Annotated in this window: 11 protein-coding genes; 8 read left to right on the top strand and 3 right to left on the bottom strand. The window is 71.1% G+C overall.

Annotated elements, in window-relative coordinates; translation table 11 throughout:
• Positions 1–35 precede the first annotated feature (35 nt).
• The gene (locus ACFYV1_RS30500; RefSeq protein WP_389398848.1) at positions 36–656 is read left to right on the top strand and encodes a TetR/AcrR family transcriptional regulator; all 621 of its coding nucleotides are present in this window, start codon (positions 36–38) and stop codon (positions 654–656) included.
• Between the two features lie 598 nt (positions 657–1,254).
• Positions 1,255–2,874, top strand: a complete 1,620-nt coding sequence (gene cimA, locus ACFYV1_RS30495) for a citramalate synthase (protein WP_389398847.1) — start codon at positions 1,255–1,257, stop codon at positions 2,872–2,874.
• Between the two features lie 101 nt (positions 2,875–2,975).
• On the opposite strand, the gene ACFYV1_RS30490 is transcribed toward cimA, so the two are convergent.
• Positions 2,976–4,847: a ricin-type beta-trefoil lectin domain protein gene (locus ACFYV1_RS30490; RefSeq protein ID WP_389398846.1), complete on the bottom strand. Its 1,872-nt coding sequence runs from the start codon at positions 4,845–4,847 to the stop codon at positions 2,976–2,978.
• A gap of 254 nt (positions 4,848–5,101) precedes the next feature.
• Between ACFYV1_RS30490 and ACFYV1_RS30485 the strand changes: the two genes are divergently transcribed.
• The 4 genes from ACFYV1_RS30485 (at position 5,102) to ACFYV1_RS30470 (ending at position 12,667) form a co-directional block, all read left to right on the top strand.
• Positions 5,102–6,082, top strand: coding sequence for a LacI family DNA-binding transcriptional regulator (locus tag ACFYV1_RS30485; protein WP_389398845.1), 981 nt, complete (start codon positions 5,102–5,104; stop codon positions 6,080–6,082).
• Between the two features lie 606 nt (positions 6,083–6,688).
• A complete protein-coding gene (locus ACFYV1_RS30480) occupies positions 6,689–9,784 on the top strand; it encodes a glycoside hydrolase family 3 N-terminal domain-containing protein (RefSeq protein WP_389398844.1) in 3,096 nt (1,031 codons plus the stop codon).
• 162 nt (positions 9,785–9,946) lie between these two features.
• Positions 9,947–11,332, top strand: coding sequence for a hypothetical protein (locus tag ACFYV1_RS30475; protein ID WP_389398843.1), 1,386 nt, complete (start codon positions 9,947–9,949; stop codon positions 11,330–11,332).
• A gap of 144 nt (positions 11,333–11,476) precedes the next feature.
• A complete protein-coding gene (locus ACFYV1_RS30470) occupies positions 11,477–12,667 on the top strand; it encodes a S8 family peptidase (RefSeq protein ID WP_389398842.1) in 1,191 nt (396 codons plus the stop codon).
• Positions 12,668–12,779: 112 nt separating this feature from the next.
• On the opposite strand, the gene ACFYV1_RS30465 is transcribed toward ACFYV1_RS30470, so the two are convergent.
• Both ACFYV1_RS30465 and ACFYV1_RS30460 read right to left on the bottom strand, forming a co-directional pair.
• Positions 12,780–13,400, bottom strand: a complete 621-nt coding sequence (locus ACFYV1_RS30465) for a YceI family protein (protein ID WP_389398841.1) — start codon at positions 13,398–13,400, stop codon at positions 12,780–12,782.
• A gap of 389 nt (positions 13,401–13,789) precedes the next feature.
• Positions 13,790–15,001: a glycoside hydrolase family 64 protein gene (locus tag ACFYV1_RS30460; protein ID WP_389398981.1), complete on the bottom strand. Its 1,212-nt coding sequence runs from the start codon at positions 14,999–15,001 to the stop codon at positions 13,790–13,792.
• Between the two features lie 245 nt (positions 15,002–15,246).
• Between ACFYV1_RS30460 and ACFYV1_RS30455 the strand changes: the two genes are divergently transcribed.
• Positions 15,247–19,086, top strand: a complete 3,840-nt coding sequence (locus tag ACFYV1_RS30455; protein WP_389398840.1) for an endo-alpha-N-acetylgalactosaminidase family protein — start codon at positions 15,247–15,249, stop codon at positions 19,084–19,086.
• A gap of 252 nt (positions 19,087–19,338) precedes the next feature.
• Positions 19,339–19,943: carboxyl transferase domain-containing protein (locus ACFYV1_RS30450; RefSeq protein WP_389398839.1), on the top strand; the 605-nt coding region annotated here is incomplete at its 3' end.

Genomic DNA, 19,943 nt, shown 5'->3' with positions numbered 1-19,943 from the left:
GCCGTTCAGCACCCCCGATCGGGTAGAACGTACGAGTGACCAGCACCAGCCCCGCCGGCCCCCGCCGCCGCCACCAGCCCGCGCCGCCGCGTGAGGCGCTTCTCGCCGCCGCCATGGCGACCATCGCCGAGCGCGGGCTCGACGGGCTGACCATGGCCGGACTTGGCCGCGAGGTCGGAATGAGCAGCGGGCACCTCCTGTACTACTTCCGTACGAAGGACGAGCTGCTGCTGCAGACCCTGGAATGGAGCGAGGGCCGCCTCGGCCTGGAGCGCGGCGCGCTGCTCTCCGGGCAGGCACCGGCCCGCGAGCGGCTCGACGCGTACATCGCCCTGTACGTGCCCGACGGTCCGCGCGACCCCCACTGGACGCTCTGGCTCGAGGTCTGGAACCGCTCGCAGAACACCGACGCCGACATGCGCGGCCGCCAGGCCGCGATCGAGGGCGCCTGGCACCGCGACCTGGTGGCGCTGCTCGCCGAGGGCATCTCACACGGCGAGTTCCGCGCAGGCGTGGACCCCGACCGCTTCGCCGCGAGACTGCGGGCGCTGCTCGACGGCTTCAGCGTCCACGTCGCCGTGGGGATACCGGGCGCGGGGCGCGAGCAGGTCCTGGCGCATGTGGACGAGTTCGTGACGGAGACGCTGCTGCGGTAGTGGGCGTCTGCGGCGCCGTCCCCCTCCCCGCCCTTTTCCCGAAACCGGGGCCGACCCCGTCCCCCGTGCGCCGCCCTGACGGGCGGTGGCCGGGGGTGGTGCCCCCAGCGGGCTGAGATGCCGCTGCGCGACGTCAGCCGGCCGGCGGGCAACTACAGCCTCGCCGGCGTTTGAGGCGCGGGGGTCCGGGGGCAGGGCCCCCGGAAACACCGCGCGGAGCCCGCCACGCGGGGAGCCGCACATCGGTACAGCGGGAACGGGCGGGGAACACGCCCCGCGCAGCGGCCCCGGCCGCGCCCCGACCGCATCGTGAGACTCCCGTCCAGACACGGACGAACCTGTGGCAGACTTCGGCCGTGCTCTCGTTCGCCATGATTATCGGCAGCAGCGCGCCGGTCCGCAGTGACCGCTGACCCGTGGACAGAAATCCCGCGGCAGGCGGCACCGTGCCCCAGACCCGCGCGCAGACCTCTCGCACCCGCGAGGGGTTTTTTCGTTTTACGGCCTCACCCGCGGCCGGAGGCGAGCAGCGCGCGATGATGGGGGCAAGTGGAGCCAGACATTCCGGAGCCACTCATCCGACAGGAGTCAGGACAGCATGACCACCAACGCAGGTGACCGGACCCAGCACGTCGACGACGGTTTCCACGTCTTCGACACCACACTGCGTGACGGTGCCCAGCGTGAGGGCATCAACCTCACGGTCGCGGACAAGCTGACCATCGCCAGGCACCTCGACGACTTCGGTGTGGGCTTCATCGAGGGCGGCTGGCCGGGGGCGAACCCGCGGGACACCGAGTTCTTCGCGCGCGCCCGGCAGGAGATCACCTTCCGGCACGCCCAGCTCGTCGCGTTCGGCGCGACCCGCCGCGCCGGTGCCATGGCGAGCGAGGACCCCCAGGTCAAGGCACTCCTCGAGTCGGGCGCTCCGGTGATCACCCTGGTCGCAAAGTCGCACGACCGCCACGTCGAGCTCGCCCTGCGCACGACCCTGGACGAGAACCTGGAGATGGTCCGGGACACCGTCTCCTATCTGCGCGAACAGGGCCGCCGGGTGTTCGTCGACTGTGAGCACTTCTTCGACGGCTACCGCGCGAACCCCGCGTACGCCAAGGCCGTCGTCACGACCGCGTACGAGGCCGGCGCCGACGTCGTCATCCTGTGCGACACCAACGGCGGCATGCTGCCCGCCCAGGTCCAGGCCGTGGTCTCCACCGTCCTCGCCGACACCGGCGCCCGCCTGGGGATCCACGCCCAGGACGACACCGGCTGCGCCGTCGCCAACACCCTGGCCGCCGTCGACGCCGGTGCCACGCACGTCCAGTGCACGGCCAACGGCTACGGCGAGCGGGTCGGCAACGCCAACCTCTTCCCGGTCGTCGCCGCGCTGGAGCTCAAGTACGGCAAGAAGGTGCTGCCCGACGGCGCGCTCGCGGACATGACCCGCATCTCGCACGCCATCGCGGAGGTCGTCAACCTGACGCCCTCCACCCATCAGCCGTACGTGGGAGTCTCCGCCTTCGCCCACAAGGCCGGCCTGCACGCCTCGGCGATCAAGGTCGACCCCGACCTGTACCAGCACATCGACCCCGAGCAGGTCGGCAACACCATGCGGATGCTCGTCTCCGACATGGCAGGACGCGCCTCGATCGAGCTCAAGGGCAAGGAACTCGGCATCGACCTCGGCGGCAACCGCGAGCTGGTGGGCCGGGTCGTCGAGCGGGTCAAGGAGCGCGAGCTCAAGGGCTACACCTACGAGGCCGCCGACGCGTCCTTCGAACTCCTGCTGCGCGCGGAGGCGGAGGGCAGGGCCCGCCGCTACTACCGCACCGAGTCGTGGCGGGCGATCGTCGAGGACCGCCCGGACGGCACGCACGCCAACGAGGCCACGGTGAAGCTGTGGGCCAAGGGCGAGCGCATCGTGGCCACCGCGGAGGGCAACGGCCCGGTCAACGCGCTGGACCGGGCGATGCGGGTGGCGCTGGAGAAGATCTACCCGCAGCTCGCGAAGTTCGAGCTGATCGACTACAAGGTCCGTATCCTCGAGGGCCGTCACGGGACCGGCTCCACCACGCGCGTGCTGATCACGACCGGCGACGGCGCGGCGGAGTGGGCCACGGTCGGTGTCGCGGACAACATCATCGCCGCGTCCTGGCAGGCACTGGAGGACGCCTACACCTACGGCCTGCTGCGCGCGGGCGTCGAACCGACGGAGTAGCCGGCGCGGGCCCCGCGACGGAGCAGCCGCGCGACGCGGCAGCCGCGAGCGGGGGCGGGCCGGTCCACCGGCCCGCCCCGCCCGCGCTCCTCCCGAATCAATCAGCTCTGCAGCCGCCACTTCTGGTTCGCGGCCCCGGTGCACGACCAGATCTGCGCCCGGGTCCCGTTCGCCGACGAGTTGTCAGAGGCGTCGAGGCACTTGTCCGCCGGGACGTTCACCAGGTCCGCGGTGGACGATTCGTGACGCCACCGCTGTGCGCCCGAACCGTTGCAGCTCCACAGCTGGACCTTCGCACCGTCCGCCGTCGAACCCGACGTGACGTCCAGGCACTTGCCGAGCGCCTGGACGGAGCCGTCGGAGCGGAGGGTCCAGCGCTGGGCGGCCGAACCGTTGCAGTCCCACAGCTGGACCGCCGTGCCGTCGGCAGAGGAGCCGCCCGCCACGTCCAGGCACTTGCCGCCGAGGCCGACCAGCGTCCCGGTCTGCTCGGAGCCGCCCGACTGGGTGCCGGACCAGGTGAACGTCGCGGACGTCCTGCCCGGCAGCGAGTACGTGTAGTGCTGCCCGCCCCAGTTGACGGACATCGTCCGAGCGCTCGACGAGTCGTTGTACGCGATGAGGGCCTTCGAGCCGTCCGGGTTGCGCCAGGCCACGTTCGGGACGGTGGAGCTGCCGGTGGACGCGATCCGGTGTGCGCCGGGCTTCACGAACTTCGTGAGGTGGCCCATCGTGTAGTACTCGATGGTGTAGTCCACCTGACCGTGCCGTGAGTCGCCGTTGTGGACGGTGATCAGTCCGTCGCAGGTGCCGCAGCCGCCGTTGTGCGGGCCGCGGTTCTGGTCGACCGCGAGGGACCACTTGGTCACCGACTTCGCCCAGTTACGGGTGTAGTCGATGATGTTCATCATGTCCTCGCGCTGCTGGTTCGCGATCCAGGTGCCGCCGGAGTGCTCGGTCTGGAAGGCGTCCAGCTGCGGATACTGGTTGTGGACGTCCGTCTGCTTGGAGACGTTGCCGCCGTAGCCGTGCCAGGCGACACCGCCGAAGTTCGGGTGGCTGCGGACCGCCGCGTCGTTCACGGTCTGCGCCGCGTACGCGTCGTAGGTGTCCCAGTTCCAGTCGTGGGCGAGCACCTTGGCCGGCAGACCGGCGTTCGCGAGCTTGGGGAGCAACTCGCTCTTGGTGAAGTACGCGAGCCCGGAGGCGTTCCAGCTCATGGACGGGTAGCCGCTGCAGCACGTCGGCTCGTTCTGCGCGGTGACGTAGTCGACCGGGACGCCCTGGTCGCGCCAGGCCTGGAGGTACTTCACGAAGTAGTCGGCGTACGTGCCGTAGTTCTCCGCCTTGAGCCAGCCGCCGTTGAGCTGTCCGCTGTCCTTCATCCAGGCGGGTGCCGTCCAGGGGGAGGCCACCAGGGTGAGCTGCGGATTGAGCTGCCGGGCCTGCTTGGTGAGCGGCAGGACGTCCTGGAGATCGTGGGCGATGGAGAACCGGGACAGCGACGGGTCGGTCTGTCCGGCCGGCAGGTCGTTGTACGTGTAGCCGAAGCGCGCCAGGTCGGAGCCGCCCATCGGATTCCGTACGAAGGACAGTCCGATGCCGTCGGTGGGCGAGAACAGCTTCCTCATCGTCGCGTCACGCGTCGCCTGTGACAGCGCGCCGCTGCCCTTCATCAGCCAGGCGGCGGTGTCGGTGAAGGACGCGCCGCCGCCGGTGAAGGTCTGGTAGCGGGTGTTCTCGTCGACGTTGACGACGGTGCCGCCACCGCCGGTGCCGGCCTGGAAGTTGACGGGTGTCTGCTGCTGCAGCCCGCGGGTGACATGCCGGCCGCCGCTGTCGTCCGTCGTGGTGAGCCAGATGTTCACCTGCTCGCCCACGGCCTGGGCGGTGCCGGCGGTCAGGCCGGTCAGCCCGGCCGTGGCCAGCGCGCCGGCCAGCAGAATGCGAATGGTTCTCATCGGTCGTGCCATGGACATGGCCCTCTCGGCTGAGGTGTGGGGGACGGGGCGTGAGTGAACTCCCGCCGTGCGCGCCCGTCAAGACCTCGCGCATTCAGACTCTGAACACAGAACTCGCCTCAGCGGCCCAGAACTTGGGATTCTGTGGATCTCAGCGTGAAGTATTGACGCCGGAGCGGCGTGACGGTTGACTCACCGCACACCGCCGGAACCGGTTCCGGCAGCGGTTCCGGTACCGGTACCAGACATCGACGCGGAGGCCCTCGATGCGTGTCACCATCGCCGACGTCGCACGTGAGGCGGGTGTCAGCAAGACCACCGTCTCCCGGGTGCTCAACACCAAGGCCGACGTCGACGCGGGCACCGCCGCCCGTGTTCGTGAAGTGATCGATTCGCTCGGCTACGTACCCAGCTCCGGCGCGGTCGGCCTGGCCCGCGGCACCAGCCGTACGGTCGCCATGCTGACCCCGCCGCTCACCTGGCCCTGGATGGGCGAGGTGCTGCAGGGCGTGGTGGACACGGTGGAGGCCGCCGGGTACGGCCTGCTGCTGTTCACCTGCAACCGGGGAGCCGAGTCCGTCGACCACTTCATCAGCCAGGTCTCCGCCCGTGCGTTCGACGGGCTCCTGGTCATCGAACCGGAGAACACCCTCGACACCATCACCGCCATGCACCGCCGCGGTCTGCCGGTCGTCCTCATCGACGACCGTGGCCACCACCCCGAATTCCCGTCGGTCGCCACGACCAACCGGGCGGGCGGGGCGTCGGCGGCCCGGCACCTGCTCGCGGGCGGCCGCCGCCGCCCCCTCGTCGCCACGGGGCCCGCCGCCTTCGGCTGCGTACGCGAGCGGACGGAGGGATTCGTCGGTGTCCTCCCCACGGATCTCGTCATCACGGGCGAGTTCACAGAGGAGTCGGGTCGGCGCGCCGTGGAGCAGGCACTCGCGGAGGGCAGATCCTTCGACTCCGTCTTCGCGCACAACGACCTCATCGCGGCGGGCGTGCTGCGCGCTCTGCGGGACGCGGGCCGCAGCGTCCCGGCCGACATCGCCGTCGTCGGCTTCGACGACATCCCCATGGCCCGCCACACGGAGCCCCCGCTGTCCACGGTGCGCCAGCCGATGCGGGAGATGGGGGAGACCGCGGCGCGACTGCTGCTCGCCCGACTGGCGGGCGAGCCGATCGGTGACGCTCTGGTCGTGCTGCCCACGGAACTCGTCGTCCGAGCCTCCGCGCCCGACGGCTGACCGCCCGCCGCTCCGCCCGGACCCTGCCGGAGGGCTCGGCCGCCCCGGCCACCGAACGGGGCCTGCCCGCCCCGTACCCGACCCGGGGCACGGGACGACGGCAGGCACCCGCCCCACCCCTGCCCGTCCGTCGCGACCACCTGCCACAGGCCCTCGCCCGCGGCGGCCCTGCACCACCGGCCTGCCGCGCACCACCTGCCCTGTCCCGCACCACCGGCCGCAGGCCCCCCGCCCGCGGCGGCCCCGGCCATCCGCCCCGTCCCGCTCCACCCGGCCTGACCTGCACTGCAGCTCGTCCCGCACCACCTGTCGTCCGTACCACCGGCCGCCCTGCACCACCTGGCCTGTCCCGCACCACCTGTCGTCCGTACCACCGGCCGCAGGCCCCCCGCCCGCGGCGGCCCCGGCCACCCGGCCCGTCAAGGGCCGTGCCAGACCGTCACCGGCCCGTCAGGGCCGTCCCGCACCACCCGGCCTGTCCCGTCCCGCACCACCGCCCGTCCCGCGCCATCCGGCCCCCGTCAAGACCGTGCCAGACCAGCCCGTCAGGGCCGCCCCACACCGTCACCGGCCCGCCAGGGCCGCCCCGCACCGAAGGAGCCGCACATGCCCAGACCCCCTCGGCCAAGACCACGACCCGGGCGCCGCCGGGCCGGCACCGCACTGGCCGCCGCCACCGCCGTGATCGGATCGCTGCTCGCCGGTGCGCTGCCCGGCAGCGCGTCCGCCGCCGACGAGCCGACGCCCGTGCCCGTCGACCGGTTCGAAGGGGAGGTCCCCTTCGCCAACCCGCCCGCGGAGGGCATCTTCACCTGGGGCAGCGACGCCGACGACCAGCCCACGCTGCGGATCGAGGAACGCGCCGACGCGCCCGAGGGCGGCAAGGTCCTCGAAGGCTCCTACGACATCAGCGGCTGGGGCGGCATCAGCCACGATTTCGCCTTCGACCGGCCCGCGCACGACTGGACCGCCTCCAAGGGCATCCGCTTCTGGTGGTACGGCCAGAACACCGCGCCCCTGCCGCCCGGTTCGGGCAAGCGCATCAACTTCGAGATCAAGGACGGCGGCGCGAACGGCGAGGCGTCGGAGCTGTGGACGATGTCGTTCACCGACGACTGGGAGGGCTGGCACCTCGTCGAGATCCCGTTCGCCGACTTCCATTACCGTGCCGACTACCAGCCCGTCGGCGGCATCGACCAGGTCCTCGGCCTCAACGAGATGTGGGGCTGGGCGCTGACCCTGCCGACCGGCGCCCCCGGCACGTTCGCCGTCGACGGCATGGAGCTGTACGGCAAGGCCGACCCGGCCCTCAAGGCCAAGGTCCTGACCGACGCCGCCGTCTACCCGGTCGACGAGGGCGGCACCGCCCACGTGAAGGTCTCCGTCGCCACGACCGGATCCGTCCCGACCGACGAGCCGGTCACCGTCGAGTACACGACCGACGGCGGCAGCGCCGAGTCCGGCAAGGACTACGAGCCGGTCACCGGGTCCGTCACGTTCCCGGCGGGCACCGCGTCCGGGACCTCCCGCACGGTCCCCGTCGCCACGAAGAAGGACGGGACGGCGGAGTCCGCGGAGACCGTGCCGCTCACCCTGGCGGTCAGCGGGGCCAAGGCCCCCGCCGAGACGCCGCAGGTCGTCGTGAACGCCCACGGCCTGCCGTACCAGAACCCCCGGCTGCCGGTGAAAAAGCGCGTCGCCGACCTGCTGTCCCGCATGTCCCTGGCGGAGAAGGCCGGCCAGATGACCCAGGCAGAGCGCAACGCCCTCAAGTCGCAGGGTGACATCGCCTCCTACGACCTCGGCTCGTTGCTCTCCGGCGGTGGTTCGGTTCCGACACCGAACGCGCCAGAGGCATGGGCGAAGATGGTCGACGCGTACCAACTGCGGGCCCAGGCCACCCGGTTCCAGATCCCGCTGATCTACGGTGTCGACGCCGTCCACGGGCACAACAACGTCATCGGCTCGACGATCATGCCGCACAACATCGGCATCGGCGCCGGACGCGACCCGAAGGTCGCCGAGCGGACCGGCGCGGTCACCGCCGAGGAGGTGCGCGCCACCGGCATCCCGTGGGACTTCGCGCCCTGTCTGTGCGTGACCCGCGACGAGCGCTGGGGTCGCTCGTACGAGGCGTTCGGTGAGGACCCGGCGCTGGTCACCGCCATGGAGACGGTGATCCAGGGCATGCAGGGCGCCCGCAACGGCAAGGACCTGGACCGCAACGACAAGGTGCTCACCAGCGCCAAGCACTTCGTCGGCGACGGCGGCACCGAGTTCGGATCGTCGAGGACCGGTTCGTACACGATCGACCAAGGCGTCACGAGGGTCACCCGTGAGGAGCTGGAGGCGGTGCACCTCGCGCCGTTCGCGGAGGCAGTCAAGCGCGGCACGGGCACCGTCATGCCCTCGTACTCCTCGCTGGACATCATCGGTGACGACGCCGGCCCGGTGAAGATGCACGCCAACGCCGAGATGATCAACGGGGTACTCAAGGACCGCATGGGCTTCGACGGCTTCGTCATCAGCGACTGGCAGGCCATCGACCAGATCCCCGGCGACTACCCGAGCGACGTCCGCACCTCGGTCAACGCCGGACTCGACATGATCATGGTGCCGACCGACTACCAGGAGTTCATCAGGACCCTGAAGGACGAGGTGGACGCCGGGCGGATCAGCGAGGAGCGGATCGACGACGCGGTGTCCCGCATCCTGACCCAGAAGTTCCGGCTGGGCCTCTTCGAGCAGCCGTACGCCGACACGACCCACCTCGACGAGGTCGGCTCCGCCGAGCACCGCGCGGTGGCCCGTGAGGCGGTCGCCAAGTCCCAGGTGCTGCTCAAGAACGACGGCGCCGTGCTGCCGTTGAAGAAGTCGCAGAACGTGTACGTGGCAGGGTCCAACGCCGACGACCTCGGCAACCAGGCCGGTGGCTGGACCATCAGCTGGCAGGGCTCCTCCGGCGCGATCACCCCCGGCACCACGATCCTCGAGGGCATGAGGAAGGCCGCCCCCGACGCCGTGATCGACTACTCGAAGGACGCCTCCGCGGCCACCGAGGGCTATGACGTCGGTGTGGTCGTCGTCGGCGAGACTCCTTACGCCGAAGGCTTCGGCGATGTCGGCAACGGCAACGACCTGGAGCTGACGGCCGCTGACAAGGCCGCCGTCGACAAGGTGTGCTCCGCGATGAAGTGCGCGGTCCTGGTCGTCTCCGGCCGCCCGCAGCTCATCGGCGACAGACTCGCCGGGATCGACGCGCTCGTCGCGTCCTGGCTGCCCGGCACGGAGGGCGACGGCGTCGCGGACGTGCTCTACGGCAAGCGCCCCTTCACCGGACAGCTCCCGGTCACCTGGCCGAAGTCCGAGGCGCAGCTGCCGATCAACGTCGGCGACACGGCGTACGACCCGCAGTTCCCCTACGGCTGGGGCCTGACCACGCTGCAGCGGACCCCCGGCGGCGGTGAACTCACCCTCAAGGCCATCGAGATCGCCGCCAGGGTCCTCCGGGCCACCGGTCGCGGCAGCTCGTCCGAGGCACGCGAACTGGTGGGCAAGGCTCGTCTGATCGTCCAGCAGAAGATCGGCTCGGACATCACGGAGGCATCGGCGAAGCCGTTCGCCGATGCGGACCATCTGCTGCTCACCGGCGATCCGGCGGCCGCGGTCGGCAAGCTGACCGCCGCGTACCGGGCCGGCTGACCGGCCCACCTCGGCGGCAGCATCCGGCAGGGCGGATGCTGCCGCCGAGCCGTGTCTCCCCTCGTCCGCCGGACACGTCCGCCGGACACGTCCGCCGGACACGTCCGCCGGATACGTCCGCCGGACATGTCGTGCTCGAACCGATTGGAGTAGCGTCGTGGTATGAGGACACGGCCGTTCACGTTGGTGTCGGCCCTCGCGGGGCTGACCCTGTTGCTGCTCCTGATCCTGGCACCGGCCTCCGGTGCGGCACCCCGGGCATCGGGGCTCTCAGACGCCGCCGCCGCCCTGAGACAGGGCCCGGTGTACGTCCATCCGGCCATGTCCGGTCAGGTGTCGCAGTCCGAGGCCGACTCGCTGGCGAACCGGATCGAGGACGCCGACAAACCCGTGTTCGTGGCGGTGCTTCCCGCCACCGCGGAGTTCCCGCCCGGCGACCTGCTGCGTGACCTGCGCACGGAGACCGGCATCACCGGCCTCTACGCCGTCAGGCTGGGCGACGGCTTCGACGCCGGGGCCGACGCGGCCGTCATGTCCGGACGGGCCGTCGACAATCTGACCGGCGCGGTGAAGGGCCCCGGACCTGAGGACGCCGCGGTCCAGCTCGACTCGTTCGTCGACCAGGCGCTGCCCCAGGTCAGGGGTGGCGCGCCGGCCTCCTGGGACTCCGGCCCCGACGGTGGGGGAGACACCGGGGCGGGCTCCCTGATCGTCCTCGGCGCGGTCGTGGCCGCCGGCGGTGCCGGTGCCTACGCGATCGTCCGCAACAAGCGCCGCCGGAAGGCGGAGGAGGAGCGGGCGGCCCTCGAGCGGCTCCGTGTCGTCGTCGACGAGGACATCACCGCCTTCGGCGAGGAGCTCGACCGGCTGGACTTCCACCCCTCGGAGAAGGGCGCGGACGACACGATGCGCGCCGACTACGAGCGCGCCCTCGACTCGTACGACACCGCCAAGTCCCGTATGGGCGCCGCGCGGCACCCGGGCGATGTCCGCGGGGTCACGGAAGCGCTGGACGACGGCCGGTTCTCGCTCGCTCTGCTCGCCGCCCGCCGTGAGGGGCGGCCCGTGCCACAGCGCCGCGCGCCCTGCTTCTTCGATCCGCGCCACGGCCTCTCGGTGAAGGACATCTCGTGGGCTCCGTCGGGCGGCGCGGCCCGAGACGTCCCCGTGTGCGCCGCGGACGCGGCCCGTGTCGAGGACGGCCTGGACCCGATGGCACGCACCGTCGACACCGGGTACGGCCGCCGCCCCTACTGGGAGGCCGGGCCGGCGTACGGTCCCTGGGCGGGTGGTTACTTCGGCGGCGGCATCCTTCCCGGCCTGCTGATGGGCACCATGCTCGGCCACATGCTGGCCACCCCCGCGTACGCGGCCGACTACGGAGCGGGTGAGTTCGGCGGCGACGAATACGGCGGCGGCGACTTCTCCGGCGGCGACTTCGACTCGTCCGACTTCGGCGGAGGAGGCGGCGACTGGGGCGGCGGAGGCGGCTTCGGCGGCGGTGACTTCGGCGGGGGTGGCGGGTTCGACGGCGGCGGCGGCTTCTGAAGGGCGCCCACGGCGGACCGGTTCCCTCGGTTGTTCCACGATCGGCCGGACCGCGCGGGCCCGCTTTACGGCAACAGTGGGGGCGCGATTCGTAACCGCTACCGACAGTAGGAAATCGTAACGCAGCGTGCTTGTCTCGTGGGCATGCGCAAACGAACCAGGCTCAAAGCCTTTGCCGCCGTGGCCGTCACGACCCTGCTGGCGACGGCCGGACCGTTGTCCCAGACCGCCCGGTCCGCCGCCCCCGCCCCCGAGTTGGCTCCACTGCACCGGGCGGCGAACGCCGTCCCCGGACGCTACATCGTCACCCTCGCGCAGACCGCGGACTCCGCCGCGATGACGGGCGAGGCGGGCGTAAAGGCGCTCTTCACCTACACCTCCGCGCTCCGCGGGTTCGCCGCAGACCTCACCGCCGACCAGCTGAAGCAGGTCCGGCTGATGCCCGGTGTCCTCGCCGTGGAGGAGGACGCCACGGTCAAGGCGAGCACCGGGACCGCCTCGTCCCTGGCCCCGGCGGCGTCCTGGGGCCTCGACCGGATCGACCAGCGGAAACTGCCGCTCGACGACGGCTTCACCGCGGCCGGCAGCGGCCAGGGCGTCAACGCGTACATCCTCGACACCGGCATCGACTACGCGCACAGCGAGTTCGGCGGGCGGGCCACCTTCGGCTACGACGCCGTCGGCGACGGTCGCCGAGGCCAGGACTGCCAGGGACACGGCACGCACGTCGCGGGCACCGTCGGAGGCAGAACGTACGGTGTGGCGCGCAAGGCGTCGCTGGTGAGCGTGCGCGTACTGGACTGCGAGGGGGGCGGCACCCTGTCAGGGGTGATCGCCGGCATGGACTGGGTGGCGGCGAACGCCAAGCAGCCGGCCGTGCTCAACGCGTCCCTCGGCGGGAACAAGTCCACGGCCGTGAACAACGCGGCCGACGCCCTCGCCGCCAGCGGTGTCCTGCCGGTCGTCGCGGCCGGCAACGAGGCACAGAACGCCTGCAACGTCTCGCCGGCGTCGGCGGAGGGCGTACTCGCCGTGGGGGCGGTCAACTCCTCCGACCAGGAGACGGACTTCTCCAACTTCGGCGCCTGTCTGTCGCTCTACGCCCCCGGGGCCGCGATCGTCTCGGCCAGGCTCGATGGCGGAAGCGTCTCCCTGAACGGCACCTCGATGGCATCGCCGCACGTCGCGGGCGTCGCGGCGCTGTACAAGTCGAAGCACCCCACGGCACAGGCCGAGGAGGTGGCCGACTGGCTCGTCGCGGAGTCGACCAAGGACGTGGTGGCCGGCATCAGTCCCGGGTCGCCCAACCGTCTGCTCTACAGCGGCGGCCTCTGACCGGACGCAGCCGGCGGGGCCGGGAGTCCCGGCCCCGCCGCGGCGGTGCGTGCACGGTCCGCGTCGGCCGCCCTGGGTGCGGTCGGCGAAGCGGTCGGTGTGCGTGGTGCGGTCAGGCGGCCCGGGCGGCGGCCTTGATCGCGGAGATGTCGAAGGTCAGCTTGACCTTGTCGCTGACCATCACGCCACCGGCCTCCAGTGCCGCGTTCCAGGTCAGGCCCCAGTCGGAGCGGAGGATCTCGGTGCCGCCCTCGAAACCGACGCGCTCGTTGCCGTAGACGTCGGTGGCCGAGCCCTGGAACTCGAGGTCGATCGCGAGCGGACGGGTGACGTCCTTGATCGTCAGGTCGCCGGTGATCCGGTACTTGTCGCCGCCGAGCTGCTCGGCGGAGGTCGAGCGGAACGTCATCTTGGGGAAGTTCTCCACGTCGAAGAAGTCACCGCTGCGCAGGTGGCCGTCGCGGTCCGCGATACCCGTGTCGACGGACGCGATGTCGACGGCGATGGAGGCGCTGGAGCGGGACGGGTCGCTGCCGTCGAGCTGGAGCGTGCCCTCGTGCTCGCCGAAGCTGCCGCGCACGTTGGTGACCATGGCGTGCCGCACGGTGAATCCGATGCTGCTGTGCGCCGGGTCGATCGTGTACTCGCCGGTCAGCGCCGCGAGGGCGGGGTCCACGGTGGCGACGGCGGTGGCGGTGGCGGCGGTGTCGTTCCTGCGGTTGAAGAGGCCCATGACTGCTCCTTGGGGACGGGGCGCGGGGTTGCCCCCTCGCGCTGTTGTTTAAGCTTCAACGACATCGACTGTAGGGGCATTCTCTTAAAGTTTCAACTACTTCTGGAAGCAGAGACGGGAAATTGGCGACGCCGTCTGGCGGACGCGCGTAGAACTCGGGCGCGATCTCCCTGCTCCACCTGCGCAGCCGTCCCACCGGAAGTACGGTCCGCAACGGTCACCAGTAGAAGGGTTCGGGCTCCGGAAACATCTACGCCGACGAGGGAACCCGCTGGGACGTGACCTACTGCAACTGCGGCGGCTGCTGACCCGAGCCGCCCCGGGGAAAGGCATGCGGGCGTCCGGCCCCCCGGACCGGACGCCCGCACGCATGATCGGAATACGTACGATCAGGACCCGACGCTCACCGTGAAGCGCCTCGGATTCCCGTCGTGCGCCGCGCCGGAGACGTCCGGCTGCCCGTCGGGGCGGACGTCGTCGTACGGGAAGGCATACCCGATGGGGGAGTTGGCGTGGACGACACGCGACCAGTGGTTCGTGGACGGGTCGCGGTAGTAGTCGGCCGCCGTCGCGCCGTTCGGCTGGTGGGGGTGGGTCAGCAGGGTCGAACGGTTGAACGCGGCCGAGACCCGCGCCAGCAGCGCCTTCTTGTCGTCGGAGTCGCCCGGGTTGTTGGCGAACGGGCCGTGGTTGCAGGTGAAGACGTCCCGCGACGACGGCTTGGTGAAGGTGTGGCCGCCCGCGAAGGTGAGCACGTCGCCGCTGACCCGTCCGGCGAGCACGCCCCGGCCGCCCTGCAGGTCCACCCGCAGGTCCTCGGAGCGGTACTTCTGCCAGACCTGGTCGATGTAGCCGGCGAAGGCGTCCCTGAAGGGCATCTCGTCCGGGCGGTCGAAGTAGGGCGCCATGACGGTCTGCGGCGAGGTCACCCGCAGCACCTTGCCGCCGTCGCCGCGGATGACCAGCTTGTCCCAGGGCTGTCCGTCCTTCGCCGCCTGGGCGACGAGGTCGTTCGCGATCTTCTCCAGCGCTCCCTCGGGGAGCGGGGCGACCGCGTGGGTGGCGTCGCCGGTGAGGGTCAGGCCGATGGGCAGCGCGGTGACCAGGTCGACGTAGCTGATGTTGGCGTACAGCTGCTGGGAGTTGAAGGTGAACTCGCAGAACGACCAGGTCCGGCCGTAGTTGGGGTCGGCGGGGGTGGCGAAGGCCGGCTCGACCAGCGAGGGGCCGGGGTTGACGAAGAAGTCCAGCTTGTCGTCGCGCACGAAGTAGACGCGGGCGCCGAACATCCGCGGCAGCGTGAGGACGACCGGACCCTCGCCCGCTCCCTTGAGCGGGATGGCGCAGTCGACCGGAAGCGGGGTCTGGGGCGCCGAGGGGTTGGCCGGCTTGTGGAGGCTGCCGTCGGCGCGCAGCAGCACCCAGTCGCCGGAGCCGTCCTCGTGGCCGGTGACATAGGCGTTGACCGTGCCGGGCAGTGACTTGTTCTCCAGGGCCAGTTCGCAGGTGACGGGCGCGGCTCCGGCGCCGGGGCTGAGAGCGCTCCCCCAGGCGGGGTGGGTGAGCGCGGTCGCGGTCGCGGCGGCACCGGTGAGGAACATGCGACGGGATATCACGGGATGAACTCCTGCTGCTGTGGGGGGATTCGTGGGGGAGTTCCACTCTTGCCACCGGGTACGGCCGACGTCAAGAGTTGTGACTGAGAGCGCTCTCAGAGTGGTCGGGTCTTCACAAGTCGTCACGGCCGACCACGACTTGGACTAACGCGCGCCGGTTGTTGGACTGCCGGGCGCCCCGGCCGCCGACTTCGTTGACGCCCCCGAGAGCCGGGGGCTACCCAGTCCCCATGCCTCGTACCTTCCGTGCGGCCTGCGCGCTGGCCGCCGCCTCCTGTGCCGTCTTCGCCCTGGCCGGGCCCGCGCATCCGGCCCCACCGGCCGACGGGCCCGGCGCCGTGTCCGCCTCCGGCGCCGGGCCCGTCATCAGCTCCGGCCGGCTGTCGGTGGCCGTCGCCGACGACTTCCCCCGTGTCCTGTCGTACACCGACCGTGCATCCGGCGCGTCACTGCTCGGCAGCACGGCCCCGGTCACCGACGTGGTCCTCAACGGCAAGCCGTACAAGGTCCGGCTCGCCTCCGCACCCCGTGTGGAGGAGTCCGCCGCGCACTACACGCTCGTCTTCCCCGAACTGCCCGGCGTCGAGATGGACGCCGTGCTGGCGGTCTCCGGCCGCTCCGTGACCTTCAGGATCACGGCGGTGCGCGACACCGGGTCGTTCCGGCTCGGCACCGTCGACATACCCGGTCACGACCTCGTGTCCGTCGGCAGTACGGAAGCGGGCGCGGCCACCGCGTTCACCCGGCTCGACCCCGACTCCACGCGGACCGCCGACGTGTTCACGGACGTCACCGGCGCCACTCCCGCGCAGGCGTCCCCCGTCGGCGCGTCCTACGCCATCGTGAACACCGGCTCCCTCGCCGCCGCCGTCGAGTCCAACTCCTCCTACGACAGACCCAGCGGCCCCACCGGAGGCGACGACGCGCGCCTCTGGCACCAGGCCCGCAAGAAGGCCGACGGCTCCACGCGCGTGGGCGTCTGGTCCGGTCAGTGGACCTACCGGGGTGACGGCGCGCCGCAGCCGGAGAGCGGCGGCGACCTGCCCTGGGCGAAGGTCGTCGTCACGCCCGACGCGAACGGCGACAGCCGCGTCGACTGGCAGGACGGCGCGATCGCCTTCCGGACGATCGGCGTCACCGCCCCCGGCAGCGAGGACACCCCGGACCGGGTCATCACCCACATCCCGTTCAACTTCGCGAGCCAGGCCACCCACCCCTTCCTGCGCACCCTCGACGACGTCAAGCGCATCTCGCTCGCGACCGACGGCCTCGGCCAGCTCGCCGTCCTCAAGGGCTACGGCTCGGAGGGCCACGACTCCGCCCACCCGGATTACGGCGGCAACTACAACAAGCGCGCGGGCGGGCTCACCGACCTCAACAAGCTGCTCGAGGCCGGCGAGAAGTGGGGCGCGAGCTTCGGCGTGCACGTCAACGCCACCGAGTCCTACCCCGAGGCGAAGGCCTTCGACGAGGAGCTCGTCGACAGGACGAAGCCGGGCTGGAACTGGCTCAACCAGAGCTACTACATCGACCAGCGCCGCGACATCAACAGCGGCGACCTCGCCCGCCGCTTCCAGCAGCTGCGCGACGAGACCCACCCCAACCTGGACTTCCTCTACATCGACGTCTACTACACCCACGGCTGGATCGCCGACAGGACCGTCAAGGCCGTTCAGGACCAGGGCTGGACCGTCGGCACCGAGTGGGCCGACAAGTTCGAGCGGGCCTCCCTCTGGTCGCACTGGGCCAACGACCTCGACTACGGCGGGAAGACCAACAAGGGCCTCAACTCGCAGATCATCCGGTTCATCCGCAACGGCGAGAAGGACATCTGGAACAACCACCCGGTCCTCGGCCAGACCGCCCTCGAGGACTTCGAGGGCTGGACGGGCGAAACCGACTGGAACACCTTCTACGACAACGTCTGGCAGCGCGACCTGCCCGCCAAGTACCTCCAGCACGAACGGATCACCCGCTGGAACGGCGACGACATCCGCTTCACCGGCGGCATCCGCGGCACCGTCGAGGACGGCCGCCGCACCTTCTACGACGGTGACCGCAAGGTTCTCGACGGCGACCGCTACCTGCTTCCCTGGGACGGCGGCAAGAAGCTGTACCACTACAACAAGACCGGCGGCACCAGCAGTTGGGCGGTGGACGGCAAGGGCACGTACACGGTCTACAAGCTGACGGACAACGGCCGGGTGAAGACCGGCACCGTACAGCCGCAGGGCGGCAGGATCACGCTCGACGCGGCCGCCGGACAGCCGTACGTGCTGTACCCGCAGGTCGCCCCCGAGCAGCGTGACGCCCGCTGGGGCGAGGGCGGCCCCGTCGCCGACCCCGGCTTCAACGACGCAGGTCTCGACGACTGGACCACCTCGGGCACCGCCGTCCGCGACACCGACGACCACGGCCGCAACAGCGCCGCACTCGACGGGCCCGCCGCCGTGTCCCTCTCCCAGCGGATCAAGGGTCTCGAGGCGGGCGAGCGGTACAGCGCGTCCGCGTGGATCGAGGTGGAGCCCGGCGAGTCCCGCCGCACCACGCTGTCGGTCGCCGGCGAGTCGGTGAGCGTCGAACGCTCCACGGCGAGGAACCAGGTGGCCGCTTCCGACTGGCACAGCACGAACTTCCAGCGCGCCAAGGTCAACTTCACGGCGACGGGCGAAACGGCCACGCTGAGGATCGACGCCGAGGCGGGCAGCGACGCACGGGTGCGGATCGACGACGTCCGAGTCGTCGCGGGCGCCCCGGCCACCGAGCCGGGAGCGCTCGTCTACGAGGACTTCGAGGCCGTCGACCAGGGCTGGGGGCCGTTCCTGAAGGGGGACGCGGGCGGCGTGACCGATCCCCGCACCCATGTGAGCCAGCTGCACGCGCCGTACACCCAGGCCGGCTGGAACGGAAAGCTGATCGACGACGTGCTCGGCGGCAAGGAGTCCCTCAAGGCGCACGACGAGAACACCGGCCTCGTGTACCGCACCGCCCCGTGGACCGTCCCGATGAAGGACGGCCACAGCTACCGCGTCGAGTACGACTACCAGTCCGGCCACGCAGGCGCCTACGAGTGGGTGACCGGCTACGACCGGGCCGGCGGCGGCTCGGTGGAGACCCGGCGCACACCGGTCGGACAGCAGCGGACCACCGGGCACTTCTCCGAGACCGTGACAGCGGGCTGCGGCGACACCTGGGTCGGACTGCGCAAGCGCGCGGACGCACCCGACGGCGCCGACTTCGTCATGGACGGCTTCACCGTGACCGACCTCGGCCCCGCGGCGGAGCGGACCGCGTGCGGCACGCTCGCGGTGACAGCGGCACAGACCCTCGAACCCGGTGCCGAGAATGAGGTCAAGGCCGTCTTCACCAACGACGAGGCGTCCGCCGCCGACGGTGTGCGGCTCGCTCTCCGGCTTCCCGAGGGCTGGACCGCCGAGCCCGCGGGACCCGTGGCGTTCGAGGCGGTGGCGCCCGGCGCGAAGGTCACCGGGACGTGGCAGGTGACGCCTCCGGCCGACGCCGAGTACCGGACGCACAGCATCGGAGCGACGGCGGCCTACACCGTGGCCGGCTCGGCGCGCGGGCTCACCGCCGTCACCTCCGTCCGCACCCTTCCGCCGCCGCCCTCCGCCGACGCCTGGGCGAGCGACCTCGACTGGACGTCCGCCACGAACGGCTGGGGACCCGTCGAGCGTGACCTGTCCAACGGGGAGACCGGCACCGGAGACGGCGGCCCGCTGCGGATCGGGGGAGTGACCTACGAGAAGGGCCTCGGCAGCCACGCCCCGGCCAGGATCCGCTACTACCTGGGCGGGAAGTGCGCCTCCTTCACCGCACAGGTGGGAGTCGACGACGCCCAGACCTCGCGCGGCAGTGTGCGGTTCAGCGTCCTGGCGGACGGTGCGGAGAAGGCCGCCTCCCCGGTCCTCGGGGCCGCCGCCCCGGCCTGGTCGCTGACCGCCGACGTCACCGGCGCAGACTATGTGGAGCTGGTCGTCGGTGACGGCGGCGACGGCAACGGCAACGATCACGCCGACTGGGGCGCCGCCCGCTTCCACTGCGCGCGCTGACCCGTCCGGTGGGCGGCCCGGTACGGTTGGTGCCGCCCACCGGATTAACCCGAGCAGCGCACACGGCCGACGGCTGCTGTGAGGTGACTCTCAACCGACAGGGTTGTCGGACCCCCACAAAGCACAATGGTCCTGAGCTGGTGGTTGGCGCTCTGTGCGGAATGGTTCTGTCGAAGGGCGACAGGAGAACGGGCGCGAGACTGTACGGAGTCGACGGCAGGGTTTCCTCGGTCCGATCCGTAGGGTCGATACATGACCGTTTTGGACGAGACCACCAGCGAGCCGAGTGACGCACGGGGCCGGGTGGCCGAGCTGCACGAGATCCGTGAGCAGGCGCTGCGGGGCCCGAGTGAGAGGGCGACCGAGGCGCAGCATGCGAAGGGCAAGCTGACGGCCCGGGAGCGGATCGCGTTGCTGGTGGACGAGGGTTCGTTCCGTGAGGTGGAGCAGTTGCGCCGGCACCGGGCGACGGGTTTCGGTCTGGAGGCGAAGAAGCCCTACACCGATGGTGTGGTCACCGGGTGGGGGACGGTCGAGGGCCGGACGGTCTTCGTGTACGCGCATGATTTCCGGATCTTCGGCGGCGCTTTGGGTGAGGCGCATGCGACGAAGATCCACAAGATCATGGACATGGCGATCGCGGCGGGTGCGCCGCTGGTGTCGTTGAACGACGGTGCGGGTGCCCGGATCCAGGAGGGTGTCTCGGCGCTGGCCGGTTACGGCGGTATCTTCCAGCGGAACACGAGGGCGTCGGGGGTGATCCCGCAGATCTCGGTGATGCTCGGCCCGTGCGCGGGTGGCGCCGCCTACAGTCCGGCGCTGACCGATTTCGTGTTCATGGTGCGTGAGACGTCGCA

It is taken from the genome of Streptomyces sp. NPDC003023, from assembly GCF_042888225.1.
Lineage (GTDB): Bacteria > Actinomycetota > Actinomycetes > Streptomycetales > Streptomycetaceae > Streptomyces.
This window is presented reverse-complemented; position numbering and strand designations above follow the sequence as displayed.

Coding starts and splice junctions, on each gene's coding strand:
- ACFYV1_RS30455 (WP_389398840.1), top strand. CDS start 15,247: ATGCCTCGTACCTTCCGTGCGGCCTGCGCGCTGGCCGCCGCCTCCTGT.
- ACFYV1_RS30460 (WP_389398981.1), bottom strand. CDS start 15,001: ATGTTCCTCACCGGTGCCGCCGCGACCGCGACCGCGCTCACCCACCCC.
- ACFYV1_RS30470 (WP_389398842.1), top strand. CDS start 11,477: ATGCGCAAACGAACCAGGCTCAAAGCCTTTGCCGCCGTGGCCGTCACG.
- ACFYV1_RS30475 (WP_389398843.1), top strand. CDS start 9,947: ATGAGGACACGGCCGTTCACGTTGGTGTCGGCCCTCGCGGGGCTGACC.
- ACFYV1_RS30465 (WP_389398841.1), bottom strand. CDS start 13,400: ATGGGCCTCTTCAACCGCAGGAACGACACCGCCGCCACCGCCACCGCC.
- ACFYV1_RS30480 (WP_389398844.1), top strand. CDS start 6,689: ATGCCCAGACCCCCTCGGCCAAGACCACGACCCGGGCGCCGCCGGGCC.
- ACFYV1_RS30490 (WP_389398846.1), bottom strand. CDS start 4,847: ATGGCACGACCGATGAGAACCATTCGCATTCTGCTGGCCGGCGCGCTG.
- ACFYV1_RS30485 (WP_389398845.1), top strand. CDS start 5,102: ATGCGTGTCACCATCGCCGACGTCGCACGTGAGGCGGGTGTCAGCAAG.
- cimA (WP_389398847.1), top strand. CDS start 1,255: ATGACCACCAACGCAGGTGACCGGACCCAGCACGTCGACGACGGTTTC.